This is a genomic window from Paenarthrobacter sp. TRD_SC_7 (assembly GCF_056156245.1).
On the sequence record NZ_CM149587.1, the window covers coordinates 2,760,392 to 2,786,301 of the forward strand.

The following is a 25,910-nucleotide window of genomic DNA, read 5'->3' on the forward strand; positions in this document are numbered from 1 at the left end:
TACGGAACCGGCCTAGCGGCGGGCGGTGGCTGTGTAGCGGCCGGCGTTTTCGGAAACGTCCAGGGCCAGTCCGAAGGTTGTGCTGAGGTGCTCGTCGGTGAGGACTTCCTTGATGGGACCAGCAGCGACCACTCCGCCGTCGCGGAGCAGCATGGCATGCGTGAATCCCGGTGGCACTTCTTCAAGGTGGTGGGTTACCAAGACCATTGCCGGAGCAGCTTCGTCGCTGGCGAGTTCACCGAGCTTGTGGACGAGCTCCTCGCGGCCGCCGAGGTCGAGGCCAGCTGCGGGCTCGTCCAGCAGCAGCAGTTCGGGGTCGGTCATCAGCGCGCGGGCAATCTGGACGCGCTTGCGCTCACCCTCAGACAGGGTGGCAAATGTGCGGTTCAACAGGGGGCCCATCCCCCAGTCGTTGAGCAAGCCGAAGGCGCGGCGTTCGTCGTCGCGCTCGTATCCCTCGCGCCAGCGGCCAGTGACGCCGTAGGCTGCGGTGACCACGACGTTCAGGACGTTCTCGTGTTCAGGAATCTGGGTGGCCAGTGCTGCCGAAGAGAGGCCGATGCGAGGGCGGAGTTCAAAGACATCAACACGCCCCAACGTCTCATCGAGGATTCCGGCCCTGCCGCTGCTCGGGTGCATACGGGCGGCAGCTATCTGGAGAAGGGTTGTCTTGCCAGCGCCGTTCGGTCCCAGGATGACCCAGCGTTCGCCTTCGTTGACTTCCCAGTCAACCTTGTCCAGCAGGGTTTTCTTGCCTCGGACAACGCTGACGGAAGCCAATTCCAGAACATCACTCATAGCAGTAGACACTAGGACAAAAATGCAGATGACTGATAACCGGGGTTTCTCTTGGTTTCCCAGCCGAAACGAATTCGGGTGAACCTGGCGCGCTCAGTAGGATTGAGGCCATGACTTCGAACTTGGCTGCAGTCAGCTACGGCGTGAATCTGTCCCCCGAATCACTGGAAAATGTGCTCAGAGTACTGGCTGATGCCGGCGCCTCGGTGTCATCGGAATCACACGGCGGAGACGAACGCTTCGGCGTGCACACGGCCGGGCTCACCGTGGGCGCGGACACGGCTGCAGACCTCTTGTCCGTGAGGCGTTTGGTGGCCGAGGCCGCCAACGCCGGAGTGGATACAGCCATTGTTCCGGAGTCCCTCCGCCAAGCCCCGCGGAAACTCCTGATCATGGATGTGGATTCAACCCTGATCCAGCAGGAGGTCATCGAGTTGCTGGCAGCTCATGCGGGCAAGCGCGAGGAAGTCGCCGCCGTCACCGAAGCTGCCATGCGCGGCGAGTTGGACTTCGCGCAGAGCCTGCACGCCCGCGTTGCCGTGCTCGCCGGACTGCCTGCCGCCGTCGTCGATTCTGTTCGTCAAGAGGTGCGCCTAAGCCTCGGTGCGGCAGAGCTGGTAGCCGCGTTCAAAGAGGCAGGCCACGTGGTGGCTGTCGTGTCCGGAGGATTCAACCAAATCCTGGGGCCCATCGCGGACGAACTCGGCCTGGACTACTGGATTGCCAATGAGCTCGAAATCGTCGACGGCGCGTTGACGGGTAAGGTACTCGGCGCAGTCATTGACAGGGCAGCCAAAGAAAAGTACCTGCGTGAATGGGCCGCTGCCGAAGGTATCAGCCTTGAGCACACCATTGCGGTGGGCGACGGCGCCAACGACCTGGACATGCTCAGTACTGCAGGCATAGGAGTTGCCTTCAATGCGAAACCAGCTGTGCGCGCAGTAGCTGACGCTGTCATCACCATGCCGTATCTGGACGCCGTGCGGCATATCGCCAACGTCTGAATTTAGGGCGTTGCTTGCGCGAGGCCGCTGCAAGTTCTTATCACCCGGCGCCGGTGGGGCTTTCCGCCGGCGCTTCGGCGTGTCTGCGTGCGGCCTCACTTTCCAGTCGAAGAATGAAGCGATCGTGGAGAAACAGTAAAATCGATTTCGTGACGCAGAAATTGCAATAATTTATCAAACCGACACCAATTCTCAATCGGAATTGATTCGCGTCGTTACAAGGTAAATATATTTCCTTGGTCCGGTACTTTCTGTGTAAAGTGAAGACTCTTATAAACAACTCCGCATAGAGGCGGTAAGTCGGGATGATGGAAGTGCGGGGGGCAGTAAGTGAACCGTTCGGAGCGCACGTGGAAATGGTGGAAACGCGTCGACGGATTCGAATCGGCTGAATATGACCAAGCCGCGCCGGACGAGCGTTTAACACCACTCCACGAGATTCTCCACATGAATCACTACGACGTTGACGCAACCCGAACTGCCAACTTCACGGACACCGCCGATTACACAACAGAACAGGAACAACCCGATATGAGCACACTTGATGAAGCCATAAAGCAACTGCTGGCCATCGAAGGAGCCACTGGTGCGGCCGTGGTGGACTATTCCAGCGGAATGGCCTTGGCACAAGGCGGAAGCCCGGGCTTCGACCTCGGCGTTGCCGCTGCGGGCAACTCGAATGTAGTTAGCGCGAAGCTGCGTACCATGTCCGAGCTAAGCGTTGACAGCGACATTGAAGACATCCTCATCACGCTCGGGACCCAGTACCACCTGATCAACGTCCTGAACTCAAGCGGTTCCAGGGGCCTCTTCGTCTACCTTGTACTCGATCGTACTTACGCAAACCTGGCACTGGCCCGGCACAAGCTCAAGAACCTTGCCAAGAACATCACCATCTGACTCCTGAGGGAAGCGAAAGGGGACGGTGGCGCACGCGCGACCGTCCCCTTTGTTATTCAGCAGTAGAACGCTTCAGCGTCAATTTCTCACTCGGCGTGCCTCGCCGCCACCGGATTCAAACTTCACACCCAACATGTGGTGTACCAATACGTCCTCATTGGTGTTGGCGTTGGCCTCGATAGTCACAAGTTCTCCGTCGCGCATCACGCCCACCCGGTGGCACCAGCCGATCAGTTCGGATAAGTCAGAGGACAGGAGAATAATGGCTACCCCCGTTTGGCTGAGCTCGTTGAGCATCTTGTAAACGGTCTCCTTAGCGCCGATGTCAATGCCGCGGCTCGGATGGCTAAGGATCAGGACGTCACAGTCCGTAGTCATCCGTTTGGCAAGCTGCACTTTCTGGCGGTCTCCGCCCGAGAGGGTGGTGACGTTGCCGTGGATGTTCGTCGTGCTGATGCGCATGCGTCGAATGACCTCAGCTACTCCACGAAGCTGGCTGATCTCATCCCTAAGATTTGCCGCGCCCGCGTCAGCGTCACGCTGAAGGCCGTCCACGATGCTGCCCGCCTCCTCACCATCCTCTGCGGCATCGGACAAGTAGCCGATTTTCAAGCGGGAGGCGTCCTGGACCCCCCGAATCTGTACCGGTTGCCCGTGCACAAGGATCTGCCCCGAGGTGCTGGGGCGAACGCCCGCAAGCGCTTCGACCAACTCGTAGACGCCTGAGCGATGTGTTCCAACCAACCCAAAAATCTCGCCCTTGGCCACGTGGAAGGTGACCTCCCGAACCTTGTCCTCCATGCTGAGGTTCACCACCCGTAGGGCCTCATCACCGCTAGCCGGGTCAGCGGGCCTGGCACTGCCTTCTAGTTCCTGTTGCAGCAACAGGAAGGCTAGTTCGTCGACGTCGGTTTGGCTGGCTTCCAAAATCTTATGCACCCGGCCTTCCCGTAGGACGGCGATGCGGTGCGCAATGGATCGGACCTCATCCAGGCGATGCGTGATGTAGATGATCGCCCGTCCTTGCCTGACCAGCATCCGCAATACTTGATGCAGGACGGCGACATCGTGGTCCGGTAGCGAGGCGGCAACCTCGTCCATGATGACCAACTGAGCTTCTTCCGCAACCATCCTCAGGACTTCAACAAGGGCCTGCTCAGCGCGAATCAGCGTTCCGACCTTCACGTCGGGATCCAAGCTGATGCCGATGTCCCGGATCAGCTTGCTTGCCTGATCGCGGAGTTCGTGATGGGGCTTGCCTGCTTGGAAAGTACCGCGAAAAATGGCGCTTGCAATGGTTAGTTGGGGGTCGATCCGGAAGTTCTGCGGGATGAGCCCGACGCCGCAGGCTTGCGCTTCCTCTATTGAGTCCGGCACATACTTTTCACCGGCCAGCATCATCAGTCCGGCGTCGTGTTTATGGGACCCGGCAAGTACGCCCATCAGGGTGGTCTTTCCCGCACCGTTGGTTCCGATCAACCCCAGTATTTCGCCACGTTGTACCGAAAGTCCGACGCCTTTAAGGATGCGCCGATGATCGTACGAGGCATGAATATCATCAGCGTGCAATAACAGGTCCAAAGAAAGCTCCTAATGCAAAGGGACAATAGCCGCCCCTGTGAGTCAACCGCGAAGCTTTCACCTGCCTGAGGTGGGTGATTTGGCATAAACTCGCCACCTGGGTTTATGCGGCCTGCTGACAACCAAGGACGAGGGCGCCTTGGAGAGTCAACCAGATGGAGTCCCTTAATGCAAAGCGACAAAGGTGAAACAACAATCCTCATTTCGTGACGCCAAAACCGAATAATTTATAGAATTGTCATTTCGAAGCCCTATGGGCTGCTTAAACAGCAGCGGCCCGGGACGGATGTCCCGGACCGCTGCTGTCTGGTGTGCTCGCTACTCGGCAGTCTTATCGAAGTAGTCGGCGCCACCCACGTATTCGGTGTGGCCGGATTCGACGTCGGCGGTTACCATCTTGGCAACTTCGGCCGCGAACTCCTCCACGGAGTACAGCTTGCCTGCTTCTGCCCGGCGCGCTTCGATGGCTCCCGGGTTGGAGCGGTCAAGCAGGGTGGCCGTCACGGTGCCCTCGATCATGTCGCCGGAAACGACCACCAATGTGATGCCCTTGTCTGCAAGATTGGGCAAGAGTGCACGGAGAGCGTCCTCGCCGGCGCGCTTGCTCTTGGCAACGGGCTCGTACTCGGGCATGGTGGGCACGGTCTCGACAAAGTGAGCCTGGTGGCTGGTCACGAAGACAACCCGCGAACCTTCCGGCATCAGGGGAACTGCGGCATTGAGCATGTTGATCTGGGCATCGCGGTTCAGCTTGAGTGCGTAGCCCTCTTCCATGCCGGATTCCATGCCGCCGGAAGCGTTGAGCACCAGGACGTCCAGGGAACCGAACTCCTCCATGGCCGTGCTGGCCAGGGCGTGCACCCCTTCATCGGTGGTGAGGTCTGCGCCTACGGCAGCTGCCCGCCCGCCTGCTGCCTGGATCTCGGTCACTACCTTGTTGGCGCGAGGCGCCTTCTGGCGGTAGTTGACGACGACGGCGGCACCCTCGCCGGCGAGGATCTTGGCAACTTCGGCGCCAATTCCGCGGGAAGATCCCGTGACGATGGCGGTCTTGTTATCCAGCATTCCCATTCGTGCTCCTTTTGTTCACTTCATCCAAAATCATGTGGGCTCGACTTCCATCATGCCAGCGGCATAGTTGAAATCTGTTGTTGGCTCCGGACAAAAAACTGCCTGACAGGCTAGCGGGCTAGTGACCCATCCCGAGACCGCCATCAACCGGGATCACGGCGCCGGAGATGTACGCAGCTTCGTCACTGGCAACCCAGCGCACAACGTCTGCTACCTCGGAAGCCTCGGCGAAGCGTCCCGCAGGAACACTGGCCAAGTAGGACTTTTGCGTGTCCTCCGGCAATTTGGCAGTCATGTCCGTGTTGATGAAACCGGGTGCAACAACGTTGGCAGTGATACCGCGGCTGCCGAGTTCTCGGGTCAGGGAGCGTGCGATGCCCACCATGCCGGCCTTGGAGGCGGAATAGTTGATCTGACCGGGAGCGCCGTAGAGGCCCGAGACCGAGGAGATGAGAACAACGCGGCCCTTCCGCAGCCGGATCATGCCCTTGGAGGCCCGCTTGATGACACGGAACGCGCCGGTCAGGTTGGTGTCCACAACTGACGTGAAGTCGTCCTCGCTCATCCGCAACAGCAGGGTGTCTTTGGTGATGCCTGCATTGGCTACAAGCACTTCCACTGGCCCGTGCGCCTCTTCGACGATCTTGAACGCAGCGTCAATCGATGCCTCGTCGGTGACGTCGGCTTTGACCCCCAGTATGCCCTCAGGCAGTTCTGTCTCACTGCGGTAGGTGACGGCAACCTTGTCACCGTTGGCAAGGAACGACTCCGCAATGGCGAGGCCGATGCCCCGGTTGCCGCCGGTAATGAGGACGCTGCGGCCGGTGGATACTGCTTCAGACATGCTTTCGCTCCTGGTTCCGCGGCATTCGTATGCCGCTATGAAGGGGGATTTTCCTGTGTCGATCCTATCCGCAGCCCGCTGCAACCCGCCGGTAACCGGTAACCAGCGCGGTTTGGGCGGGTACCGCCTTGGTGAGAGAATTGAGAGAGGCCTTTGGAGCGTGATGATTCAGTTGTGACACGAGAAAACAGTCCCCTGCAGCAAGTGCCCGGGGAACCGGACGCTGTTTCCAGCGACCCCGAAGTCCACAGCATCACAGATGCCGCTGCCGCGCACTCCGAAGACATGCGTGATCGCATGATCAAGTATGCGGTGGCCATGGGCATCCGCATGGTCTGCATCATCCTGATATTCGTAGTGGACGGCTGGTTTAAGATCATCGCCATCGCGGGCGCGGTGTTCCTGCCGTGGATTGCCGTGGTCATCGCCAATGGCAACGACAAAGCCGAGGACCACAGTGAATCCTTGCTGGAGTACGTGGCTGTCCCTGAAATAGAACGTTCCTCCGAGCCGGAAGAAACTCCTGCGGACGCGCCAACAGTGCTCCAAGGGGAACTGGTGGATGACGAAGCACCAAGCAAACAAGCAGGCCCCCCGGCGGGCCAGGCAAGAGAGGCCGGACATCCCGGCGACGAACGGGCGGCTTCATGAATATCTTTAACCTTGGCGGCGCAAGTGCGGCCAGCCAAGAGTCCGAACGCGCCACCGGTCCGGCGTTGTGCTCCCGTAAAGGATGCCGTGCCGGAGCCGAATGGCAACTCCTGTGGAACAATCCCCGCATTCACACGCCGGATCGGCGCAAGGTCTGGCTTTCGTGCGGAGACCACCGGGACTGGCTGGAGGAATACCTGCAGACGCGGGGCCTCTGGAAAGAAACTGTGCCGTTCATGGCCAGCGAAGCAACAGCGGATGAGGCTGGCTGAATGTACCGCTTCCTTTTCTCCAGCAAGTGGCTGGGGTACTTCGTGCTGGCTGTCATCTTCGCCACGGCCTGCGTTTTCCTGGGCCGCTGGCAGATGGACCGCAGGGCTGAGACGCTGGCAGAAATCAATCGTGTGGTGAGCAACTACTCGGCCGCCCCAATCCCCTATACGGAGATCAAAGACCAGTTCGATGCCCTGGACCCTGAACGGGAATGGACCCAGGTTGAGTTGCGTGGCAGCTACGACCTTGACGGTCAGCGGGTTGTGCGCAACCGGCCGCTAAACGGCCAGCCAGGTTACGACGTCGTAGTCCCTTTCCGGCTGAGCACAGGCGACGCCGTGGTGATTGACCGGGGTTGGCTGCCGATCGGCAACAACACGCCTGGCCGTCCTGATGTCATTCCTGCTCCTCCCACTGGCGAGGTGACGGTGGTGGCACGGCTTAAGCCTGCCGAACCCAAGCTGGATCGTGGCGCGGTGGACGGCCAGTTGGCCTCCATAGACCTCGCCGGCTTCGCCAGCGAACTTCCCTACCCCATCGCCACCGGTGCGTACGGGCAGCTGGCGAGCGAAAACCCCGCCGTGCAGCCGATGCCCACTCCCTTCCCCAAGCCTGCCACCGAAGAAGGAACGCACCTTTCCTACTCTTTGCAGTGGTTCGCCTTTGGTGTCCTGATGTTCATCGGGTTCGGATACGCAGCGCGGCAACAGGCCCGCAACGCGGCCATCGACGCCGAGGAGGAAGAGGACGAACAAATCCTCGCCGCCGGTGGCACGCCCAAGAAGCGCACGCCTGCTCCCCGCAAAAACAAGCGGCCCACGTCCGAAGAAGAGGAAGACGCCATCCTGGATGCACAAGGCTACTGATTTGATCCCTGATTCCGTGCTCAACGTCAGGGCTGCTTTGACAGCCGCTGGCGCTGAGGACACTGTTCGGATCTTCGATGAAAAGGTGCCCACAGCGGCGGCAGCCGCTTCGGCCCTCGGCTGCGATGTCGCCGCGATTACCAACAGCCTGATCTTTGAACTCGACGGCGCACCCCTGCTCATTCTCGCCAGTGGAGCGGCCAAAGTTGATACGGCCCTGGTTGCTACCCAGCTTGGCACGGGAAATATCCGCCGCGCCAAACCGGAATTCGTGCTGGAGCACACCGGCCAGGAAGTAGGCGGAGTCGCGCCAGTGGGGCATCCCCGGAAGATCAGGACACTTCTGGACGTCTCACTCCAAGCACACCCGGTCCTCTGGGCCGGCGCAGGAGATCACAACTCGATGTTTTCCATCACCTACGAAGAGCTGGCACGCATCACCGCAGCGGAACCCCTGCAGGTCCGCTAGCCGAAGCCTACGCGAGGGTAATGAGGTCCAGGTAGTCTTCGTTCCAGTGGTCTTCAACACCGTCCGGGAGCAACACAACGCGCTCCGGGTTCAGCGCTGAAACGGCTCCTTCGTCGTGGCTGACCATGACGACGGCGCCACTGTAGTTCTTGAGGGCACCCAGGATTTCGGCACGGCTGGCAGGGTCCAGGTTGTTGGTGGGCTCATCGAGGAGCAGCACGTTGGCGCTGGAGGCCACAATTGTGGCCAGGGCCAACCGGGTCTTCTCACCGCCGGAGAGGACGCCCGCGGGCTTGTCGACGTCGTCACCGGAGAACAGGAATGAACCCAGGATGCCTCGGACTTCGGCGTCTTTCATGTCCGGGGCTGAAGACCGCATATTCTCCAGGACCGTGCGGTCGACGTCGAGCGTCTCATGCTCCTGGGCGTAGTAGCCCACCTTGAGGCCCTGCCCTGGGATGATGTCACCGGTGTCAGGCTTGTCGACACCGGCGAGCATGCGCAGAAGGGTGGTCTTACCGGCACCGTTGAGGCCGAGGATGACCACCTTGGAGCCGCGATCGATTGCCAGGTCCACGTCCGTGAATATTTCCAGGGAGCCGTAGGACTTGCTCAGGCCCTCCGCGGTCAGTGGGGTCTTGCCGCAAGGAGAGGGATCCGGGAAGCGCAGGGCGGCTACGCGGTCATTCTCGCGCACAGCCTCCAACCCACTCAGGAGCCTCTCAGCGCGCTTGGCCATGTTCTGGGCCGCCACGGCCTTGGTGGCCTTGGCCCGCATCTTGTTGGCCTGGTCGATCAGGACCTGGGCCTTCTTTTCGGCATTGGCGCGTTCGCGCTTCCGCGCGCGCTCATCCGTTTCGCGCTGGAGCAAGTAGCGCTTCCAGTCCATGTTGTAGAAGTCGATCTGGGCGCGGTTGGCATCCAACAGGAATACCTTGTTCACCGTTGCTTCGAGCAGGTCCGTGTCGTGACTGATCACGATCAAGCCACCCTGGTGGTTCTTCAGGAAGTCGCGCAGCCAAGTAATGGAGTCGGCGTCAAGGTGGTTGGTGGGCTCGTCGAGGAGCAGGGTTTCCGCGTCCGAGTAAAGGATGCGTGCCAACTCGACACGGCGCCGCTGGCCACCTGAGAGGGTCTTCAACGGTTGGTTGAGGAGCCGATCCGGCAGCGCGAGGTTGGAGGAGATCGCTGCGGCTTCGGCTTCAGCAGCGTAGCCGCCACCCGAGAGGAACTCAGCTTCCAGGCGGTCGTAGCGGTTCATGGCTTTGCGCTGCACGGCGGCATCATCGCTTGCCATGTCCTCGTGGGCCTTCTTGAGCTTGCCTACCACGACGTCCAAACCGCGGGCTGAAAGGATGCGGTCCCGGGCAAGCTGCTCCATGTCCGGCGTCCGCGGGTCCTGCGGCAGGTAGCCGATCTCACCGCTGCGGGTCACTTTGCCGCCGGCGGGAAGGCCTTCGCCGGCGAGGACCCGGGTGAGGGTGGTCTTGCCGGCACCGTTACGTCCGACCAGTCCGATCTTGTCACCTTTGTCCACCCTGAAGTTGACCTGGTCCATGAGCAGGCGTGCGCCGGCGCGGAGTTCGAGGTCCTGGACGGTAATCAATTCGGGTGATGCCTTTCAATGGGGAACGCTCGCGGGGACCGGCGGGTCCGATAAGTGCGGCGGGGGCGGCTGTGAGAACAGCCTGTTCAAGTCTACCGGTACCCCGGCCGCAGGCTGACATCGGCCCTCACAGGGAGAAAACTGTGCCAACAGCCAAACAATTCCCGAAAGACTTTGTGGGAAGGCTCCAAAATCCCGGCCAACGTCCCTCCGTACCCTCGACAGGAGGGGAAATAGAACTTCATCGCACCGCACCCGATAGGACCGTCATGAGCCAGACCCAACCTGACACTGCTGCCACCTCCGACGCAACAGTGCAGCGCACCGCCTCCTCCCGCAAACGCTGGACCGCCACCGACCTCGGCCTCATTGCGGTTTTCGCGGCCCTCGTCGCCGCCTCCGCGATCGTCCCTGGTATTCCGGTAGGCGCCCTTGGCGTTCCCATCACCTTGGTGACCCTGACAGTGATGCTCAGCGGACTGGTGCTGGGCGCTGGGCGCGGTTTCGCCGCCGTCGGGCTCTATGTGTTGCTCGGCTTCGCCGGACTTCCGATCTTCAGCGGTGGCCGCAGTGGACTGGGGATTCTTGCGACGCCCTCCGCCGGTTACATCATCGCGTTCCCCTTGGCTGCAGCGGCTACCGGTTACCTAGCGGGGGTTGTCATCCGCCGGACGGTTAAGTTCCGTGCGCTGTGGCTCTTCGCAGCGGCAATGGTCAGCAGCATCGTGGTCATCCACGCGCTGGGAGTCCTTGGAATGATGATCAACGCCAAACTGGACTTCACCAAGGCTCTCCTCGCAGACCTCCCCTTCGTACCCGGTGACATCCTCAAGAACGTCCTGGCTGTGATCATCGCCATGGCGATTCACAAGGCTTTCCCGGACGTCCTGGTGCGTCGGGTCAAGTAAAGCAGGAACAATCAGTAGATGAACTCCATCAGTTTCAGCAGTGTCTCGGTGCGCGTCCCGGTTGATGGAAGCGATTTGCCCAAGACGTTGCTCCAGGACATTTCCCTGGACCTGACTGAGCGCAGGATCGGGGTGATCGGCGCTAACGGATCCGGGAAATCCACCCTTCTCCGTCTCCTGAACGGTTTGGTTGTACCGAGCGAAGGCACTGTTGCGGTCCACGGCGACGATACCGTTGCTTCTGGCCGTCAGGTCCGCGGCAATGTGGGCTTCGTTTTTACTGATCCCCTGTCTCAGTTGGTGATGCCGACGGGGCGGGAGGACGTTGAGCTCTCCCTGCGCCGTTCCATCAAGAACTCCAAGGAGCGGGCCGCCCGGGCAGAAGCGGTCCTGGATCGCTTCGGCCTACTGCACCTGGCCGATCAAAGCATCTACGAACTTTCCGGTGGTGAAAGGCAGTTGTTGGCACTGGCTGCAGTCCTGGCCGTCGATCCGGCGGTCCTGGTCCTTGACGAACCATCCACCCTCTTGGACCTCCGGAATCGCGAACTCCTGCGGCGTACCGTAGCCGAACTGGATCAACAGGTGATCATGTCCACGCACGATCTCGACCTCGCACTCGACATGGACAGGGTGCTGGTGGTGGAGTCCGGACGTATCGAGTTCGACGGCGGTGCTGCCGACGGCGTCGCCCGCTACCGTTCGCTGTGCGAGGCTGCCCTGCCCGGCGGGCCTTTAGGTGATGTGTCCAGGTGAGGGGCCATGGCTTCCTGATTGCGAACTACGTTCGCGGAAACTCGATCATCCACCGCACTCCCCTGTGGCTGAAATTCCTGGTGGTAGCCGCCTGCGGAACGGCGTCTTTCCTCATTGTGGACTGGTCCGCTTCCCTTGTGGTCTTCGCCATCATGTGCGGCTTGTTCCTGCTCACCGGAGCCGGCTTCCGCCGACTTCTGAAAGCCGTCTGGATGGTTACGCCCATCCTGCTGGTCATCGGTCTCTTCCAGTGGTGGCAACTCGGTGGACCCACCGCAGCACGCATCGTACTTAATGTGCTTATTTGTGTGGTGGCGGCGTCCGTGCTGACAGCAACCACCCCCGTGCAGGCGCTGCTGGACGGGGTGGTGGCCTTGGCGAACCCGTTCCGGCGTTTCGGCGCCGATCCTGAACGATTCGCCTTGACCATCGCAGTGATGCTGAGGAGTATTCCATTCATTGCGGGCACTTTCTCGGACGTACGGGACTCCGCGCGGGCACGCGGGCTTGAACGCAATCCCCGCGCGCTGGTCCTTCCTGTCTTCATTACCACTGTGGCGTACGCCCGCCAAACCGGAGACGCACTGGCAGCCCGCGGGTTGGGCGAACCGGAAAGAGACTAAAGCCTGGTGTACTGGACCAGCGCTGCGGTTCCCATCCCGCCTGCAATGCTGATCATTGCCAACGCCAACGGACTCCCCCCATGCGTTGCATATCGGCTGCGTGACTGAGCCATCAACCGCGTCACCAGTACCGCTCCTGAGGCGCCGTAGCCGTGACCCAAAGCCAAGGCGCCGCCGTCCAGGTTGGCTCGCTCTGGATCCACGCCCAAGTGATTAAGGCATGCAATGGTTTGGGAGGCAAACGCCTCATTAAACTCAATCAGGTCAACGTCTCCTGCGGCCACTTCGTGGCGGTTTAGTAGCCGTTCGGCGGCATGGGCGGCCCCGATACCAAGGAGTTCCGGATCAACGCCTGCCGTGTCGCACCCCATTACCAGCAACCCGTCTCTCGCGCCCATCGCGCGAGCCCGCTTGAGTGACGTTATGACCACAGCTGAGGCTGCGTCCGCGTCGAAGCAAGAGTTCGCTGCCGTGACCGTTCCGCCCGGCATGAACGCAGCAGGGAACCTCGCCATCAGCGGCGCCCGCAGGGTCGCTTTGGGGCCGTCGTCGGAATCTACGAGTTTTTCGTTGCTCTTGAGCGGAACGATCTCATCCGCAAAGGAGCCCGCACTTGCCGCCTCAACCGCACGGCGATGGCTCCGGAGTGCGTACTCGTCCTGTCGCTCCCGGGTCACGCCAAACGCGCGGGCCACGTTCTCCGCAGCAACACCCATGTCAGGATCGCCGAACTGTTGAGGCACAAAGCTGGCCCTCGAGTAAAATTCCAGTTCGCCGTCGTCGGTTCTGTTGGCCCGGGCCGGTGCGGTACTGATGCTCTCGACGCCGCCGGCAAGATACAGCGGATCATCGCCGGCCGCCACCAGCCGTGACGCCAGTGCAATGGCGTCAAGGCCGGAGCCGCACTGTCGGTCAACGGTGATGCCGGGAACTGTGATTGGCATCCCGGCCTGGAGCGCGGCGAACCTGGCCACGTTGCCGCCTCCGCCCACCGCGTTTCCGATGATGACGTCGTCCACGTCTGCAGGGTTCAGGCCTGCTGCCTCGAGGAGCGAACCCAGCACGGGCGCCAGGAGATCCGGTGCTCGGAGATGCTTCAGCTGCCCGTTGGCACGACAAATGGGAGACCGGAGCGCGGCGATGATGACGGGTTGCCGGGATTCGTCGGACCCGCGTTGCAATTCTTCGACGCTACCCAAGGGGCTGCCGCTACCCAAGGGGCTGCGCCCGGGGGTCATGATTCTTGATCCAGTCCAGGAGAACTTTTCTACTGACCTTGCCTCGGTCTGTCATGGGCAGCTCCGCCAATACGTAATACTGCAACGGCCACTTGTCCCGTGCCAGCAGGCCATCCAGTCCGGTGCGGAGCTGGGTGGCGGTGACCGCGCCGTAGGCAGGTACGACGCCGGCGATCACCTTTTGGCCGCGAATATCGTCGGGCGCCCCGGCGGCTACCGCAACATCCACACCGGGCACTGAAGCCACGGCAAGCTCAACCTCGTGCGGGTAGACGTTCTTTCCGGAGGTAATGATCATGTCCGAGCGGCGGCCAAGGATGTGAAGGGTGCCGTTCTCAAGGAATCCCTGATCCCCCACGGTGTACCAACCGTCAAGGCAGCGCAGGGCTTGTCCATCGTCGCCCCACAGGTAGCCGTTGCTGACCATTCCGCTGCGAACACTGATGTTTCCATGCTCGCCGTCCGGAAGGGGCCTGCCGGTGTCATCGAGGATGCTCAGTTCAACGCCTGGGAAAGGCACACCGATGCCGGTACCACCTGCGTCGAGTGGTTGACCAGCGGCCAGGCGGGTGCCGGAAACAAAGCTCAACTCGGAGGCACCGTAGTACTCGTATATGGCCGCACGGGGCGCCCACCGCCGAGCCGCCTCCAACGTCCGGGCGTCCAACTTGGAACCGGCGCAAATAATGCTGCGGATGCCGGAAGCGTCAACGTCGCCGGCGAGTCCCCGTTCGCTGAGCAATCTCAGCGCAGTGGGCGCCAGGACCAAGCGGGTGATGCCGTCATGAGCGATGGCAGCATGGGCGTCACCCACGTCGAATGATTCAAGTGTATGAAACGCAGCACCCGCATACAGGCATTCTGAGAGGGCATACAGGTTCAGGCTGGCTGAGAGGGGTCCAGGTGCAAGGGTCCGATCGTCCTGCTGGAGGCCAAAAAACTCGATGGACGCTTCGAAGGACACATGCCAGGAACGGCGGGACCTGGTGAACGCTTTGGGAACCGAAGTGGTGCCCGACGTGAGGCCGATCAGGAAGGTACTTGACGGGTCTCCGTCCACCAGCTCCGCCTCAACGGGTCTGCTGGCCTCGACGACGCGGGACGAGACTTCCTCGATCATGGGGAGCGGCCATTCGGGATCCAGCACCGCACAGCGGCGCTCCCCCGCCACCGCGGCCGCGTAGCGCTCCGCAAAGCGCACGGAGTTGGGCTCGGCAAGAACAGTAGTGGCAGTCGTGTCGCGCAGCAGCCCTGCTGCAGCGTCGCGAAGTCCCGCCCAGGTGAGCCGGCTGCTGCCCACAACGACGGCGGTGTCGTGGGGGCGCTCCTCGGCCCAGAGCTGAAGTTTGTCCAGGAAAGGCATCCAAACAATTTTACGGCAGTGTCCGGCATCGGGCACCAACAGTGACGTCTATTCTGACTGTATGAGTTTCAATGACGGCGCACAGCTTGACCCTTCGCAAGTGGAAGACCGACGTGGCGGTGGCATGGGCCGCGGCACCAAGATCGGCGGAGGCATTGGCGGCGGCATAGTGGTGCTGTTGCTGGCACTTTTCGGTATTAATCCCAATATCCTCGGGGACCTGACAGGTAGCGGAAGCCAGCCACCCGCCGTCGAAAGTGGTGGCGGGGCCGGAGGTGTCCAGGAATGCCAGACCGGTGCCGATGCGGACAAACGGCTGGACTGCCGGATCACAGGGACAGTGAACAGCCTCAATGCCTTTTGGCCTGCCTACCTTGCGGACTACAACGTGGAGTATCCCCGTCCCAAGACTGTCATCTTTAGCCAAGCCACGAACACCGGTTGCGGTGCGGCCACCAGTGCCGTGGGTCCGTTCTACTGCCCTGCGGACACCACCGCCTACTTTGACCCCGGATTCTTCGATGACCTGGTCACCCGCTTCGGCTCGTCCGGGGGTCCGCTGGCGCAGGAGTATGTAGTGGCCCACGAATTCGGACACCACGTCCAGAACGTCCTCGGCAACCTCGACCAGGCCCAGCAGGACCCGCAAGGTCCGCAGTCAGGAGCAGTCCGCGTGGAACTGCAGGCTGATTGCTATGCGGGACTTTGGGTCCGGCACGCCACCACCCAAACGGACGCCACCGGCAAGCCCTTCCTTGATCCCCTGACCCAGCAGGACCTGCAGGATGCGCTCTCGGCCGCTTCCGCCGTTGGTGATGACCGGATCCAGGAGGCGGCTACCGGCCGGGTGTCTCCTGAATCTTGGACCCACGGGTCCAGTGAGCAGCGGCAGAAGTGGTTCTATCAGGGGTACACCACGGGCGATATCAACAAGTGCGACACATTTGGAGTAGCTGCGCCGTAGGTCTTCGTCCCCAAGTAAGGCCTTAAACACCAAGGAAGGGTTCCGGGCGGCAAGCCCGGAACCCTTCCTTGTGCCCGCCGAAGCGAGCAAAAACTGCTGATCAGATGTTGAAGCCGAGGGCCCGCATCTGGTCCTTGCCGTCGTCGGTGATCCGCTCGGGACCCCATGGCGGCATCCATACCCAGTTCAGGCGCCAATCATCAACCACGCCGTCAAGGGACTTGCCAACCTGCTCTTCAAGCACGTCCGTCAGCGGGCAAGCCGCAGTGGTCAGTGTCATATCGATCAGGAGCGCGCCGTCGTCGTCGGAGTACTTGAGTCCGTAAAGAAGGCCCAAGTCCACAATGTTGACCCCGAGTTCCGGGTCAATAACGTCCTTGAGCGCTTCCTCGACGTCCTCGAGGCTGGTTCGCGCCGTGTTGATTTCGGTCATGGAACGATCCTAACTAGGCCTGCACAGCAGGAGCAACGGCAACGCCGGCGCCCGGAGCGTAGCGGTCGTAGCCCTCATCTTCAAGACGGTCCGCGAGCTCGGGGCCGCCCTCTTCAACAACCTTGCCGTCAACGAACACGTGAACGAAGTCCGGCTTGATGTATCGCAGGATACGGGTGTAGTGGGTGATGAGCAGTGTGCCCATATTGCCCTCTTCGTGCGCGCGGTTGACGCCCTCGGAGACAACCTTCAAAGCGTCGACGTCCAGGCCGGAGTCGGTCTCGTCCAGGATGGCGAACTTCGGCTTGAAAAGCTCGAGCTGAAGGATTTCAACCCGCTTCTTCTCACCACCGGAGAAGCCTTCGTTGACGTTGCGCTGTGCGAAGTCGGCGTCGATCCGGAGCTGCTGCATGGCTGCCTTGACGTCCTTGGTCCACGTGCGCAGGGCCGGTGCTTCGCCGTCGATCGCAGTTTTGGCGGTCCGCAGGAAGTTGGTCATGGTGACGCCGGGAACCTCTACCGGGTACTGCATGGCCAGGAAGACGCCTGCACGGGCGCGCTCGTCGACGCTCATTTCCAGCACGTCTTCGCCATCCAGCGTGATGGTGCCACTGGTGACGTTGTAACGCGGGTGGCCGGCGATGGTGGAGGCGAGGGTGGACTTGCCTGAGCCGTTGGGGCCCATGATGGCGTGCGTTTCACCGGTCTTGATGGTGAGGCTGACGCCCTTCAGGATCTCCTTGGTGCCCTGCTCCGTCTCGATGCTGACGTGCAGGTCCTTGATTTCAAGAGTTGACATGCTCTTCTTTCTTTCCGTTCGTAAGTCTGGCGGTACTGGGCGCTCAGTAGTGATCTACCGAGGCGCCGTTCACAACGTTGGTCACGTCCACGTAAACGTCGTCGCCATCGATGGAGACGGCGAAAACGGGGACGGGGTCGTAAGCAGGCAGCTGGAGGGGCTGTCCGCTGCGGAGGTCGAACTGGGAACCGTGTCCCCAGCATTCGATCGCGCAGCCTTCAACCTCGCCCTCGGACAACGAGATGTCCGCATGCGAGCAGGTATCGGCGATGGCGTGGATGTCGCCCATCGAGTCCTTGACGATGGCTACTGGATAGTCATCAATCAGGACGCGCAGCGCTTGCTTGACCTGGATGTCATTGGCGTTGCATACCAGTTCGCCCTTGGTTTCTTCACTCATTGTTGCTCTGCCTGGCCTGTCTTAGTTGTCGGTCGCGGCGAGTTCGCGCTCAACAGCTGCGGTCAGGCGCTCTTCGATTGCCGGGACCTTGATCTGCTGGATGATTTCGTTGAGGAAGCCTCGGACCACCAGGCGGCGGGCAACCTTTTCCGGGATTCCGCGGGCCATGAGGTAGAACAGGTGCTCATCATCGAAACGGCCGGTGGCGCTGGCGTGGCCCGCGCCTTCGATCAAACCGGTTTCGATTTCCAGGTTGGGAACTGAGTCCGCGCGGGCGCCGTCCGTGAGGACCAGGTTGCGGTTGGCCTCGTAGGTATCGGTGCCTTCTGCTTCCTTTCGGATCAGGACGTCGCCAACCCAGACGCTGTGGGCATTGCGGCCCTGAAGGGCGCCTTTGTAGAGCACGCGGGACTTGCAGTTGGCCACTGCGTGGTCAACGAAGAGGCGCTGCTCCAGGTGCTGTCCGGCGTCGGCGAAGTACAGGCCAAACATTTCGACGTCGGCACCGGGCGCAGTGAAGCGCGTGGACGGCGTGACGCGAACGAGGTCGCCGCCAAGGCTGACCACGATGTGCTTGAACTTGGCATCGCGGCCGATCTTTGCCTGCTGCGATGAGGCGTGGACGGCGTTATCGGCCCATTCCTGCAGGGAGACCACGGTTAGTTCAGCACCGTCTTCGACGATGATCTCCACGTTCTCAGAGACAACCGCTGTGCCCTGGTGGTCCAGGACCACGACGGACTTGGAGAAGCGTTCTGCCACGATCACGATGTGCTGGGCGGAAGGTGCTTCGCCAGCGCCGGTGATCAGGACAGAAACTTCACTCTCGGCCTGCAGCTCGGCGGGCACGGTCACAACCGTGGCCTCGGCGAAGTTCTCCCAGGCGTTGGCGGACACGAGGTCCTCCGGGATGGCCGCCTGGCCAATGCGCTGGTCATCGCGGCCAACAGTTTCAACAACGACGCCGGCCGGCGCAGTCACGCTGACAGCCGGAGCTGCGCCGTTGAGGACGTCGGTGTGGAGGCCACGCAGGCGCTTCAGGGGAGTGAAGCGCCAGTCTTCCTCAAGGCCGTTCAGCGGCTTGAAGTCTGCCAGCTTGTAGGAGGTAAGACGGCCTGCGCGGGAGCTGTCCGGGATGCCTACGCCGCCACCGTGTGAGTGGCTCTTGGCCGAAGCGCCAGCGAGAGGACCAGCGGAAGGCTGTTCCGACGTCGTGCTGGTGTTCGTTCCGGTGTTGACGGGCGAAAGGTTCTCGCCTTCCTCGGTGAAGCCGTTGATAAACGGCTGGGCCGAGGGCGCGCCGATGCGCGCCTTTTCAGTAGTGATATCAGTCATTGTTAACCGACGGACCCTTCCATCTGCAGTTCAATCAGGCGGTTCAGCTCAAGAGCGTATTCCATGGGCAATTCACGGGCGATCGGCTCGATGAAGCCGCGCACGATCATGGCCATGGCCTCGTCTTCAGGCATGCCGCGGGACATCAGATAGAAGAGCTGCTCTTCGCTGACGCGGGAAACGGTGGCCTCGTGGCCCATGACAACGTCATCCTCGCGGATGTCGATGTACGGGTACGTGTCCGAACGGGAAATGGTGTCCACCAGGAGGGCATCACAGCGGACCGTGTTGGCCGAGTGCTTGGCGCCTTCACGGACCTGGACCAGGCCGCGGTAAGCAGCACGTCCGCCGCCGCGGGCCACGGACTTGGAAATGATGGAGCTCTTGGTGTTCGGTGCGATGTGCACCATCTTGGAGCCGGTGTCCTGGTGCTGGCCTTCGCCGGCGAAGGCGATGGACAGGGTCTCACCCTTGGCGTGCTCGCCAACGAGGTAGACGGCCGGGTACTTCATGGTCACCTTGGAACCGATGTTGCCATCGATCCACTCCATGGTGGCGCCCTCTTCGCAGATGGCGCGCTTGGTGACGAGGTTGTACACGTTGGTGGACCAGTTCTGGATGGTCGTGTAGCGGACGCGGGCGCCCTTCTTCACGATGATCTCCACAACAGCCGAGTGCAGGGAATCCGAGGTGTAGATCGGAGCCGTGCAGCCTTCGATGTAGTGAACGTACGAATCTTCATCGGCGATGATCAGCGTGCGCTCGAACTGGCCCATGTTTTCCGTGTTGATGCGGAAGTAAGCCTGCAGCGGGATGTCCACGTGCACGCCCTTGGGCACGTACACGAATGATCCGCCCGACCATACAGCCGTGTTCAGCGAAGCGAACTTGTTGTCACCCACCGGAATGATGGTGCCGAAGTACTCCTGGAAGATCTCCGGGTGTTCCCGCAGTGCGGTGTCGGTGTCCAGGAAAATGACGCCCTGTGCTTCCAAGTCCTCGCGGATCTGGTGGTAGACAACCTCGGACTCGTACTGGGCAGCGACACCCGAGACCAGGCGGCTGCGCTCAGCTTCGGGGATGCCCAGCTTCTCGTAGGTGTTCCGGATGTCTTCCGGAAGGTCTTCCCACGTTGCTGCCTGCTTCTCCGTTGAGCGCACGAAGTATTTGATGTTGTCGAAGTCGATGCCGGAGAGGTCTGCACCCCAGGTAGGCATGGGCTTGCGATCGAAATACTTCAGGCCCTTGAGCCGCAGATCGAGCATCCATTCAGGCTCGTTCTTCTTCGAGGAGATGTCGCGGACGACCTCCTCGTTGAGGCCACGACGGGCGTTGGCGCCTACGTCGTTCTTGTCGGCCCAGCCGTACTCGTAGTTTCCGATACCGTGCAGTTCGGGATTCTTCTCCAGAATCTCCGAGATCACAGTGCCGTCAGCTACCGCTTTCTCTGCTATTTGGTCCGTCATCACGGCCTTTCTTGCTGGTTGTTTGATTCCTGGTACGGGTTCCCGGGCTGCTCTGCGACATCTGGGGATGCCGTGGCAGCCGGGCGCCCGGTAGGTATGTGGGTGGTGCAGACGTGTCCGCCCTGTGCGAGCGTGGAGAGGCGCCGGACATCGACACCCACCAAGCGCGAGAAGACCTTGGTCTCCGTGTCGCAAAACACGGGAAATTCTGCGGCAAGCCGCTGAATCGGGCAGTGGCCCTGGCAAAGCTGGACACTGGACAACGCTGCCGGCAAAGGCGCCTTGGCTTCCATGGAGTGGGCTGAGGCAACGAAGCCATCGCGGCTGAGGGCCTTCGAAAGCGCCACGGCGCGGGCCGTGATGTCATCACCGGCTGCTTCCACCTCTGGGGCGTAGCGGCGCTCCATGTCCGAGAAGCGTTCTTCTGCGTACTCCCGGACTGCGTCCGCGCCGGCAAGTTCCTGTAGTCGCCTGAGCGCGGAGCTGGCAATATTCAGGTAGTCGTCGCCGAGCTTGGACTGCCCTTGCGAGCTGAGGACGTAACGGCGCGCCGGGCGGCCTGCACCTGAACCGGCTTTGGCCACGCGCTTGACCTCGATGACACCGCTGCGTTCCAAATGGTCAAGATGGCGCCGAACTGCAGCCGGCGTAAATCCCAAAAGGTCGCCTAGTTCCGCGGCGCTAACCGGGCCGTTCTCCAGTACTGCGCTCAGTACGCGGTCCCGTGTACGGTCATCCGCGTCCGGCAGCACAGGCGAAGCAACGAATGCCTCTGCCGCTGCAGCATGCCGTGTTGAGGGCATGGAAGTTGGACTGCTCATGGAATACACAACATAATCATGTCGTAATTTGTTTCATGCATCCAGTAAGGCAAGACTGACCTGCGCTGGCCGCCGAGTGTGACCGTACTACTTCCCGTAGAATACTCTGGTGCGATCCCCCGATTCCCCTGTCCTCACCATAGATGGACTCATAAAGGACGTAGGCCCCCTGGCCTCCCTTGACGGCAAAATGCTCAGGGTAGTCAGTGGACTGTCCCTGGTGGCCGAACGCGGCCAAGTAACCGCCCTGTTGGGAGCGAACGGCGCGGGTAAAACCACCACCCTGGAATGTGCCCAAGGGTTGCAGAAGCGAACAGGCGGAACCATTTCCCTGCTTGGCGCGGACCCGGATACGGCAGGCGCCGACTTGAGGTCCCGCGTAGGTGTGATGCTCCAGGACGGCGGCCTCCCGCCGTCGGCCCGTCCCATCCCCTTGTTGCGGCACGTCGCAGACATGTACCAAAAGCCCATGAACGTTGACGCCTTGGTGGAACGGCTGGGAATCGACCAGTTCAGCAGGACCAGCGTGCGCCGCCTCTCTGGTGGCCAGAAGCAGCGGCTGGCACTCGCGGCCGCGCTGGTGGGCAATCCGGAAATCCTGTTTCTCGACGAACCCAGCGCCGGGCTTGATCCGCAGTCGAGGCAAATGGTTTTCGAACTCATTGCCGAGCTCAGGGACGCCGGGATGGGCATCGTGCTGACAACGCACCTGATGGATGACGCGGAGCGCCTGGCTGACTATGTGTACATCATCGACGGCGGTCACAACGTGGTGGAAGGAACGGTCGCCGAGCTGCTCCAGCACGATCATGCCGCAGACTCCGCGATCACGGACCGGACGCTATACTTCGATGCCCCCGGAGGGCTGGACTTTGCCAGTGTCCTTGGCGTGGGCCTCCAAGTTACCGAGACCCGCTCGGGCAGCTACGCCATTGCTGGTGAGCTCACGCCGAAGGACTTGGCGGCCCTCACCGCGTGGTGGGCTGAACGGAACATCATGCCTGCCTCGCTGCGGTTGGAAGCCCGCAGCCTGGAAGACGTATTCCTGGACATTTCCGGAAGGGACCTCCGATGAGCAAGCTTCTCTCCCCCAACGCCGGACCGGCATCGCTGCCGCGCCGGATCGTGCAGCAGGGCCGCTACGAGACCATCACCATGCTGCGCAACGGTGAGCAACTCATTCTCGCCATTGTGTTGCCGTTAATGGCACTCGTAGGTCTGGTGGTCACCCCGATGCTCGATGGCCTCGGCGGCTCGCGAATAGACGTTGCCACACCGGGGATTCTGGCTCTTTGCGCCATGTCTACGGCTTTCACCGGTCAGGGCATCGCCACCGGTTTTGATCGTCGATACGGAGTACTCCGCTTCCTGTCCACTACTCCCCTTGGCAGGGGCGGACTCATTGCGGGCAAGATTCTCGCCGTGCTGGTGGTCCTGTTCCTTCAGGTGCTGGTAGTCGGTGCAGTTGCCGGCTTGCTGGGATGGCAACCACGGCTCGAGGCTTGGCTTCCCGGAGTGGGTCTGCTGGTTCTTGGCGCCGCTGCCTTCACCGCATTGGGGTTGTTGGTGGCGGGAACGGTGCGGCCCGAAGCTACCCTGGCGATTACCAATTTGCTGTGGATACTGCTGGGTGCCTTGGGCGGCATTGTGGTGCCGGCCGACCGATTGCCCTCTTTGCTGCAGGGCATCGTTCAATTCCTTCCGTCCGGTGCGCTGGGTGAAGCACTCCGAGATGCATTCCTAATGGGGGCCGTCCCCCTCCCCGCTGTTTTGATCCTCCTGCTGTGGACAGTGCTAGCCGGCGCCGCAGCCATCCGCTGGTTCAAGTGGAACTAACCAGCATGTATCCACCGACAATGCAGAACTGAGAATTGAGAAAACTGTGAGCACGGCATCGCGCCTCCCGAAAACCATCCAGCGATTCACGTCCAAGTTGCCTACCGAGGTTAACAAGGCGGTGCGCAGGTTGGCCTTGTTGTCGCTCATTGGGCAGACCGTTCTGGTGGTCACCGGCGGTGCCGTACGACTCACAGCTTCCGGCTTGGGCTGCCCGACGTGGCCGCGCTGCACCAGCGATTCGTTGGTTAACACGCCGGAGATGGGCATTCACGGGTTCATTGAATTCGGCAACCGCCTGCTCACCTTCGCCCTCGCCGCAGTGGCCGCCATGATGTTGGTGTATTTGTGGAACCTTCGCAAGGAACGTCGCGACCTCTTCATGCTTGCCTTGGGACTCCTTGCCAGCATCCCGGCCCAGGCAATCATCGGTGGGATTACCGTACTGTCCGGCCTCAACCCCTGGGTTGTGGGCCTGCACTTCCTTGTATCCATGGCCTTGGTGGTTTTTGCCACGCTGCTGGTCAACCGGGCTTACGGACGGACCGGCCGCTTCATGAACCGCACCCTGCCGGCCATCCCCTCGCTTGCTCGCCCCGTGATGCTTGCTGTCGCAGTTTTCTCCGCTCTCTCTGTGATGCTGGGGGTCGTCGTTACAGGAGCCGGACCCCACGCCGGAGACGCAGACGCTCCCCGCAACGACCTCGACTGGGACCTCTTCTCGCACATCCATGCGGTCCCTGCCTACCTCATCACTGCCGGAACGCTCTTCGCGGTGTTCCTGGTGATCCGCCACAAGATCGGCGGTCCGTTCCGATCGGCGTCGTATCTTCTGCTGGGTGTCACATTGCTGCAGGCTGTCATCGGCTTCACCCAGTACTACAACGGAATCCCTGCTCTCCTGGTTGGTGCGCATATGTTCGGCGCAGCCGTGCTGATGAGCGCGGCCACCAACGCTGCCGACTTAGCGAAGCACAGCCCCGCCAACTAGCTTTTTCTATGCCCGGATGAGCTGGGCGGGGTTGGATCGCGAAGCCACCAGGGCCGGGTATAGGGCGGACAGGGTTCCGCTGGCCAGACCGGCTCCGATTCCCCACAGCGCTGCATACCAAGGGATCACGGCCGCCCAGCCTTCAGTGGATGCGTATAACAGGACTGCCCCCATGCCCGCTGCCGCTCCGGCAGTGCCGCCCAACACTCCCACCACGGCGCCTTCCAACAGGAACATCCCAGCCAGTGGACCCCTCCGCATGCCCAATGCCAGTCGAAGAGCTATTTCGCTCGACCGGGCCAGGACACCGAGGTACATCGTGGTTCCGGCACTCAAACAGGCGATGGCCAAGAGCACAATGGAGACAATGCCAACTAGCCGCCCCAGGTCAGCGTCAATCCCGTGCTTGAGGTCGCGTAGGTCCGCCACGGTCTGCACCGTCACGGCGCCTGTCTCAGTGGGACTCAATGCCTTAGGCAGTGCCTCCGCGATGGCCGCCGGCATGCCCGGCTCTGTCCGTAAGACCAGGCTGGCCGCCACTCTGCTGGTCACGGGGTATGACCCGACTCCCACCACCACCGATTCTGGAAGAATCGGATCCCTCCCCGGATTCTCGATGATGCCCACCACCGGAACCGGCTCACCATACAGCCAGATGACGACGCCGGGACCTGGCCTTGCGATGCCCAGTTGGATGGCGGCATCCTGACCGAGGAATGCGGCTGGTCCACCGAAAGATTGATCAAGCAGGCTGGCATCGCCGTAGGAAATGGTGGCCCCTTGGAGTCGGAGATAGGCGGAATCAACGACCCGGACTGCTCCGGTGAAGACAGGCTGTTCGGGAAAGGACCCAGGGCGGAAGGTCGAAGGCTGCACTATCGACGCCGAAAGCTCAGCAAGAACTCCGGCCTCGAGAACGCCGGACAGCTCCTTTGACCGCTGAAGGTCCTCTGTCACGGCAACCCACGAGGCGTAACCGCCCTCACGCATAGCCCGCACTTCGTCGCTGGCGGCTGCGTCGATCCTCGCGGACACCTTGACGGCTGCACTCTCGCTCAGCCCCATGGCGGCTACAAGCCCGCCGCTCCCCAGCAGGAATGCCAGCACCAGCAGAAGGGCCTTGGTCGGGCGGACCGTCAGCGCAGACAACGCATCCGCAATCACGTCTGCAGCTTCATGGTGGATGCGCCGTGCAAGGTGATGGGGAGCGGAACTGTCGCCTGGTGTTACTGGCGCGTCGACGCGGACCGTAGCGGAGCCGGTGTCACCCACGATCAGCCCATCCCGCATTGTGATGACCCGGTCAGCAGCAGCAGCGATGCCTGGGTCATGGGTGACCAGGACAACGGTGGTTCCTGCGGCATGAAGCTCGCGGAGATGGTCCAGGACTACCCTGCCATTGGCGGTGTCCAGGCTGCCTGTCGGTTCATCAGCGAGCACGATTCCCGGGGCTCCGATGACGGCACGGGCAATTGCCAGCCGCTGCCGTTCGCCTCCGGAGAGCAAGGAAGCGGGGGTGGCGGCCTTATGCGCAAGGCCAAACTTGTGTAGTGCGGGCATCACTAGTCGCTTTTGGACGGACAGAGCAATTCCCCTTGCACGCAGTCCGAGGACGGCATTGCGTGCCGCGGCATCGCGTCCCACCATGTGCGAGTCCTGGAAGACGAAACCGAAGAGACTGGCGCGTCGATCGGCTCGCTGTCGCTCGCTGATGCCTGACACGTCCGTGCCCTGCACCAAGTAAGTCCCTGCCGAAGCTGTGTCCAAAAGGCCGAGGACGTTGAGAAGCGTCGATTTTCCCGAGCCGGAGGGCCCAACAATGGCTACGAACTCGCCTTGGTAGATATCGAGGTGCAGCCCATTCAAGGCCTGCGCGCCGGAAAACCCGCGCTGGACGTCCCGCATGCTAAGGAT

The 25,910-nt window shown here is 61.6% G+C and carries 27 protein-coding genes; 13 read left to right on the plus strand and 14 right to left on the minus strand.

The genetic code is table 11. The features are described 5' to 3' along the window. Positions 1-12 precede the first annotated feature (12 nt). Complete coding sequence (locus AC0J5Z_RS13450; protein WP_475032905.1) at positions 13-798, minus strand: ABC transporter ATP-binding protein; 786 nt, start codon at positions 796-798, stop codon at positions 13-15. Positions 799-908: 110 nt separating this feature from the next. On the opposite strand from AC0J5Z_RS13450, the gene serB reads away from it, so the two are divergent. Next, the gene (gene serB, locus AC0J5Z_RS13455) at positions 909-1,802 is read left to right on the plus strand and encodes a phosphoserine phosphatase SerB (protein WP_475032907.1); all 894 of its coding nucleotides are present in this window, start codon (positions 909-911) and stop codon (positions 1,800-1,802) included. Between the two features lie 330 nt (positions 1,803-2,132). Beyond that, positions 2,133-2,702: a roadblock/LC7 domain-containing protein gene (locus AC0J5Z_RS13460; protein ID WP_475032911.1), complete on the plus strand. Its 570-nt coding sequence runs from the start codon at positions 2,133-2,135 to the stop codon at positions 2,700-2,702. 78 nt (positions 2,703-2,780) lie between these two features. Here AC0J5Z_RS13460 and AC0J5Z_RS13465 read toward each other — a convergent pair whose 3' ends face one another. The 3 genes from AC0J5Z_RS13465 to fabG form a co-directional block, all read right to left on the minus strand. After that, positions 2,781-4,283 carry a sugar ABC transporter ATP-binding protein gene (locus AC0J5Z_RS13465; protein ID WP_475032916.1) on the minus strand — a complete coding sequence of 501 codons (1,503 nt, stop codon included), beginning with the start codon at positions 4,281-4,283 and terminating at the stop codon, positions 2,781-2,783. A gap of 318 nt (positions 4,284-4,601) precedes the next feature. Beyond that, positions 4,602-5,354: an SDR family oxidoreductase gene (locus tag AC0J5Z_RS13470; protein WP_475032918.1), complete on the minus strand. Its 753-nt coding sequence runs from the start codon at positions 5,352-5,354 to the stop codon at positions 4,602-4,604. Positions 5,355-5,472: 118 nt separating this feature from the next. Beyond that, a complete protein-coding gene (gene fabG / locus AC0J5Z_RS13475) occupies positions 5,473-6,198 on the minus strand; it encodes a 3-oxoacyl-ACP reductase FabG (protein ID WP_475032920.1) in 726 nt (241 codons plus the stop codon). Between the two features lie 153 nt (positions 6,199-6,351). Here fabG and AC0J5Z_RS13480 point away from each other — a divergent pair, with 153 nt between their 5' ends. Genes AC0J5Z_RS13480 through AC0J5Z_RS13495 form a run of 4 tightly spaced genes read left to right on the plus strand, consistent with a single transcriptional unit; the run spans position 6,352 to position 8,457 of the window. Continuing rightward, on the plus strand, positions 6,352-6,849 hold the full coding sequence (locus tag AC0J5Z_RS13480) for a DUF3099 domain-containing protein (protein ID WP_475032923.1): 498 nt from the start codon (positions 6,352-6,354) through the stop codon (positions 6,847-6,849). Then, a complete protein-coding gene (locus AC0J5Z_RS13485; protein ID WP_475032925.1) occupies positions 6,846-7,121 on the plus strand; it encodes a hypothetical protein in 276 nt (91 codons plus the stop codon). Before AC0J5Z_RS13480 ends, AC0J5Z_RS13485 begins: the two co-directional genes overlap by 4 nt. After that, on the plus strand, positions 7,122-7,988 hold the full coding sequence (locus tag AC0J5Z_RS13490; RefSeq protein ID WP_475032929.1) for an SURF1 family cytochrome oxidase biogenesis protein: 867 nt from the start codon (positions 7,122-7,124) through the stop codon (positions 7,986-7,988). After that, entirely contained in the window at positions 7,972-8,457 is a 486-nt protein-coding gene (locus tag AC0J5Z_RS13495; RefSeq protein ID WP_475032933.1) for a YbaK/EbsC family protein, read from the plus strand. Before AC0J5Z_RS13490 ends, AC0J5Z_RS13495 begins: the two co-directional genes overlap by 17 nt. A 7-nt stretch (positions 8,458-8,464) precedes the next feature. Here the strand turns inward: AC0J5Z_RS13495 and AC0J5Z_RS13500 are convergent, their stop codons facing one another. Continuing rightward, positions 8,465-10,063, minus strand: a complete 1,599-nt coding sequence (locus AC0J5Z_RS13500; protein WP_475032937.1) for an ABC-F family ATP-binding cassette domain-containing protein — start codon at positions 10,061-10,063, stop codon at positions 8,465-8,467. 269 nt (positions 10,064-10,332) lie between these two features. Here AC0J5Z_RS13500 and AC0J5Z_RS13505 point away from each other — a divergent pair, with 269 nt between their 5' ends. Genes AC0J5Z_RS13505 through AC0J5Z_RS13515 form a run of 3 tightly spaced genes read left to right on the plus strand, consistent with a single transcriptional unit; the run spans position 10,333 to position 12,350 of the window. Next, a complete protein-coding gene (locus AC0J5Z_RS13505; protein ID WP_475032939.1) occupies positions 10,333-10,971 on the plus strand; it encodes a biotin transporter BioY in 639 nt (212 codons plus the stop codon). Positions 10,972-10,989: 18 nt separating this feature from the next. Then, positions 10,990-11,727: an energy-coupling factor ABC transporter ATP-binding protein gene (locus tag AC0J5Z_RS13510; protein ID WP_475032942.1), complete on the plus strand. Its 738-nt coding sequence runs from the start codon at positions 10,990-10,992 to the stop codon at positions 11,725-11,727. Then, positions 11,724-12,350: an energy-coupling factor transporter transmembrane component T family protein gene (locus AC0J5Z_RS13515; RefSeq protein WP_475032945.1), complete on the plus strand. Its 627-nt coding sequence runs from the start codon at positions 11,724-11,726 to the stop codon at positions 12,348-12,350. The genes AC0J5Z_RS13510 and AC0J5Z_RS13515 overlap by 4 nt, the downstream gene beginning before the upstream one ends. Here the strand turns inward: AC0J5Z_RS13515 and AC0J5Z_RS13520 are convergent. Beyond that, a complete protein-coding gene (locus AC0J5Z_RS13520) occupies positions 12,347-13,588 on the minus strand; it encodes a thiolase family protein (protein WP_475032947.1) in 1,242 nt (413 codons plus the stop codon). The two genes, AC0J5Z_RS13515 and AC0J5Z_RS13520, sit on opposite strands and share 4 nt — an antisense overlap. Then, positions 13,560-14,951 carry a class I adenylate-forming enzyme family protein gene (locus AC0J5Z_RS13525; RefSeq protein WP_475032949.1) on the minus strand — a complete coding sequence of 464 codons (1,392 nt, stop codon included), beginning with the start codon at positions 14,949-14,951 and terminating at the stop codon, positions 13,560-13,562. Before AC0J5Z_RS13525 ends, AC0J5Z_RS13520 begins: the two co-directional genes overlap by 29 nt. Positions 14,952-15,012: 61 nt before the next feature. Here AC0J5Z_RS13525 and ypfJ point away from each other — a divergent pair, with 61 nt between their 5' ends. Then, positions 15,013-15,915, plus strand: a complete 903-nt coding sequence (gene ypfJ / locus AC0J5Z_RS13530; protein WP_475032951.1) for a KPN_02809 family neutral zinc metallopeptidase — start codon at positions 15,013-15,015, stop codon at positions 15,913-15,915. 100 nt (positions 15,916-16,015) lie between these two features. On the opposite strand, the gene AC0J5Z_RS13535 is transcribed toward ypfJ, so the two are convergent. From AC0J5Z_RS13535 to AC0J5Z_RS13560, 6 genes are read right to left on the minus strand one after another with little or no spacing between them, the layout of a single operon-like run. Beyond that, on the minus strand, positions 16,016-16,348 hold the full coding sequence (locus tag AC0J5Z_RS13535; RefSeq protein ID WP_089595078.1) for a metal-sulfur cluster assembly factor: 333 nt from the start codon (positions 16,346-16,348) through the stop codon (positions 16,016-16,018). Between the two features lie 13 nt (positions 16,349-16,361). Continuing rightward, on the minus strand, positions 16,362-17,147 hold the full coding sequence (gene sufC / locus AC0J5Z_RS13540) for a Fe-S cluster assembly ATPase SufC (protein ID WP_014921882.1): 786 nt from the start codon (positions 17,145-17,147) through the stop codon (positions 16,362-16,364). 43 nt (positions 17,148-17,190) lie between these two features. Beyond that, on the minus strand, positions 17,191-17,547 hold the full coding sequence (locus tag AC0J5Z_RS13545; RefSeq protein ID WP_475032953.1) for a non-heme iron oxygenase ferredoxin subunit: 357 nt from the start codon (positions 17,545-17,547) through the stop codon (positions 17,191-17,193). A 21-nt stretch (positions 17,548-17,568) separates the two neighbouring features. Further along, positions 17,569-18,882: a Fe-S cluster assembly protein SufD gene (gene sufD, locus AC0J5Z_RS13550; RefSeq protein WP_475032955.1), complete on the minus strand. Its 1,314-nt coding sequence runs from the start codon at positions 18,880-18,882 to the stop codon at positions 17,569-17,571. 2 nt (positions 18,883-18,884) lie between these two features. Next, positions 18,885-20,348 carry a Fe-S cluster assembly protein SufB gene (sufB, locus tag AC0J5Z_RS13555; protein ID WP_011774792.1) on the minus strand — a complete coding sequence of 488 codons (1,464 nt, stop codon included), beginning with the start codon at positions 20,346-20,348 and terminating at the stop codon, positions 18,885-18,887. Next, entirely contained in the window at positions 20,348-21,169 is an 822-nt protein-coding gene (locus AC0J5Z_RS13560) for a helix-turn-helix transcriptional regulator (RefSeq protein ID WP_475032957.1), read from the minus strand. The genes sufB and AC0J5Z_RS13560 overlap by 1 nt, the downstream gene beginning before the upstream one ends. A 109-nt stretch (positions 21,170-21,278) precedes the next feature. Between AC0J5Z_RS13560 and AC0J5Z_RS13565 the strand changes: the two genes are divergently transcribed. Genes AC0J5Z_RS13565 through AC0J5Z_RS13575 form a run of 3 tightly spaced genes read left to right on the plus strand, consistent with a single transcriptional unit; the run spans position 21,279 to position 23,996 of the window. Further along, entirely contained in the window at positions 21,279-22,244 is a 966-nt protein-coding gene (locus AC0J5Z_RS13565; protein WP_475032960.1) for an ABC transporter ATP-binding protein, read from the plus strand. After that, on the plus strand, positions 22,241-23,005 hold the full coding sequence (locus tag AC0J5Z_RS13570; RefSeq protein ID WP_475032962.1) for an ABC transporter permease: 765 nt from the start codon (positions 22,241-22,243) through the stop codon (positions 23,003-23,005). The genes AC0J5Z_RS13565 and AC0J5Z_RS13570 overlap by 4 nt, the downstream gene beginning before the upstream one ends. A gap of 46 nt (positions 23,006-23,051) precedes the next feature. Further along, a complete protein-coding gene (locus AC0J5Z_RS13575; protein ID WP_475032964.1) occupies positions 23,052-23,996 on the plus strand; it encodes a COX15/CtaA family protein in 945 nt (314 codons plus the stop codon). A 6-nt stretch (positions 23,997-24,002) separates the two neighbouring features. Here AC0J5Z_RS13575 and AC0J5Z_RS13580 read toward each other — a convergent pair whose 3' ends face one another. Beyond that, entirely contained in the window at positions 24,003-25,901 is a 1,899-nt protein-coding gene (locus AC0J5Z_RS13580) for an ABC transporter ATP-binding protein/permease (protein ID WP_475032969.1), read from the minus strand. Positions 25,902-25,910 lie beyond the last annotated feature (9 nt).

What these genes read in the sequence shown, in the direction of transcription:
- AC0J5Z_RS13495 (WP_475032933.1), top strand. Translation starts at nt 7,972, where the DNA reads ATGCACAAGGCTACTGATTTGATCCCTGATTCCGTGCTCAACGTCAGG.
- AC0J5Z_RS13520 (WP_475032947.1), bottom strand. Translation starts at nt 13,588, where the DNA reads ATGACCCCCGGGCGCAGCCCCTTGGGTAGCGGCAGCCCCTTGGGTAGC.
- sufB (WP_011774792.1), bottom strand. Translation starts at nt 20,348, where the DNA reads ATGACGGACCAAATAGCAGAGAAAGCGGTAGCTGACGGCACTGTGATC.
- sufC (WP_014921882.1), bottom strand. Translation starts at nt 17,147, where the DNA reads ATGTCAACTCTTGAAATCAAGGACCTGCACGTCAGCATCGAGACGGAG.
- AC0J5Z_RS13505 (WP_475032939.1), top strand. Translation starts at nt 10,333, where the DNA reads ATGAGCCAGACCCAACCTGACACTGCTGCCACCTCCGACGCAACAGTG.
- AC0J5Z_RS13545 (WP_475032953.1), bottom strand. Translation starts at nt 17,547, where the DNA reads ATGAGTGAAGAAACCAAGGGCGAACTGGTATGCAACGCCAATGACATC.
- AC0J5Z_RS13580 (WP_475032969.1), bottom strand. Translation starts at nt 25,901, where the DNA reads ATGCGGGACGTCCAGCGCGGGTTTTCCGGCGCGCAGGCCTTGAATGGG.
- AC0J5Z_RS13470 (WP_475032918.1), bottom strand. Translation starts at nt 5,354, where the DNA reads ATGGGAATGCTGGATAACAAGACCGCCATCGTCACGGGATCTTCCCGC.
- ypfJ (WP_475032951.1), top strand. Translation starts at nt 15,013, where the DNA reads ATGAGTTTCAATGACGGCGCACAGCTTGACCCTTCGCAAGTGGAAGAC.
- AC0J5Z_RS13485 (WP_475032925.1), top strand. Translation starts at nt 6,846, where the DNA reads ATGAATATCTTTAACCTTGGCGGCGCAAGTGCGGCCAGCCAAGAGTCC.
- AC0J5Z_RS13570 (WP_475032962.1), top strand. Translation starts at nt 22,241, where the DNA reads ATGAGCAAGCTTCTCTCCCCCAACGCCGGACCGGCATCGCTGCCGCGC.
- AC0J5Z_RS13510 (WP_475032942.1), top strand. Translation starts at nt 10,990, where the DNA reads ATGAACTCCATCAGTTTCAGCAGTGTCTCGGTGCGCGTCCCGGTTGAT.
- AC0J5Z_RS13560 (WP_475032957.1), bottom strand. Translation starts at nt 21,169, where the DNA reads ATGAGCAGTCCAACTTCCATGCCCTCAACACGGCATGCTGCAGCGGCA.
- AC0J5Z_RS13490 (WP_475032929.1), top strand. Translation starts at nt 7,122, where the DNA reads ATGTACCGCTTCCTTTTCTCCAGCAAGTGGCTGGGGTACTTCGTGCTG.
- serB (WP_475032907.1), top strand. Translation starts at nt 909, where the DNA reads ATGACTTCGAACTTGGCTGCAGTCAGCTACGGCGTGAATCTGTCCCCC.
- AC0J5Z_RS13450 (WP_475032905.1), bottom strand. Translation starts at nt 798, where the DNA reads ATGAGTGATGTTCTGGAATTGGCTTCCGTCAGCGTTGTCCGAGGCAAG.
- AC0J5Z_RS13535 (WP_089595078.1), bottom strand. Translation starts at nt 16,348, where the DNA reads ATGACCGAAATCAACACGGCGCGAACCAGCCTCGAGGACGTCGAGGAA.
- AC0J5Z_RS13525 (WP_475032949.1), bottom strand. Translation starts at nt 14,951, where the DNA reads ATGCCTTTCCTGGACAAACTTCAGCTCTGGGCCGAGGAGCGCCCCCAC.
- sufD (WP_475032955.1), bottom strand. Translation starts at nt 18,882, where the DNA reads ATGACTGATATCACTACTGAAAAGGCGCGCATCGGCGCGCCCTCGGCC.
- fabG (WP_475032920.1), bottom strand. Translation starts at nt 6,198, where the DNA reads ATGTCTGAAGCAGTATCCACCGGCCGCAGCGTCCTCATTACCGGCGGC.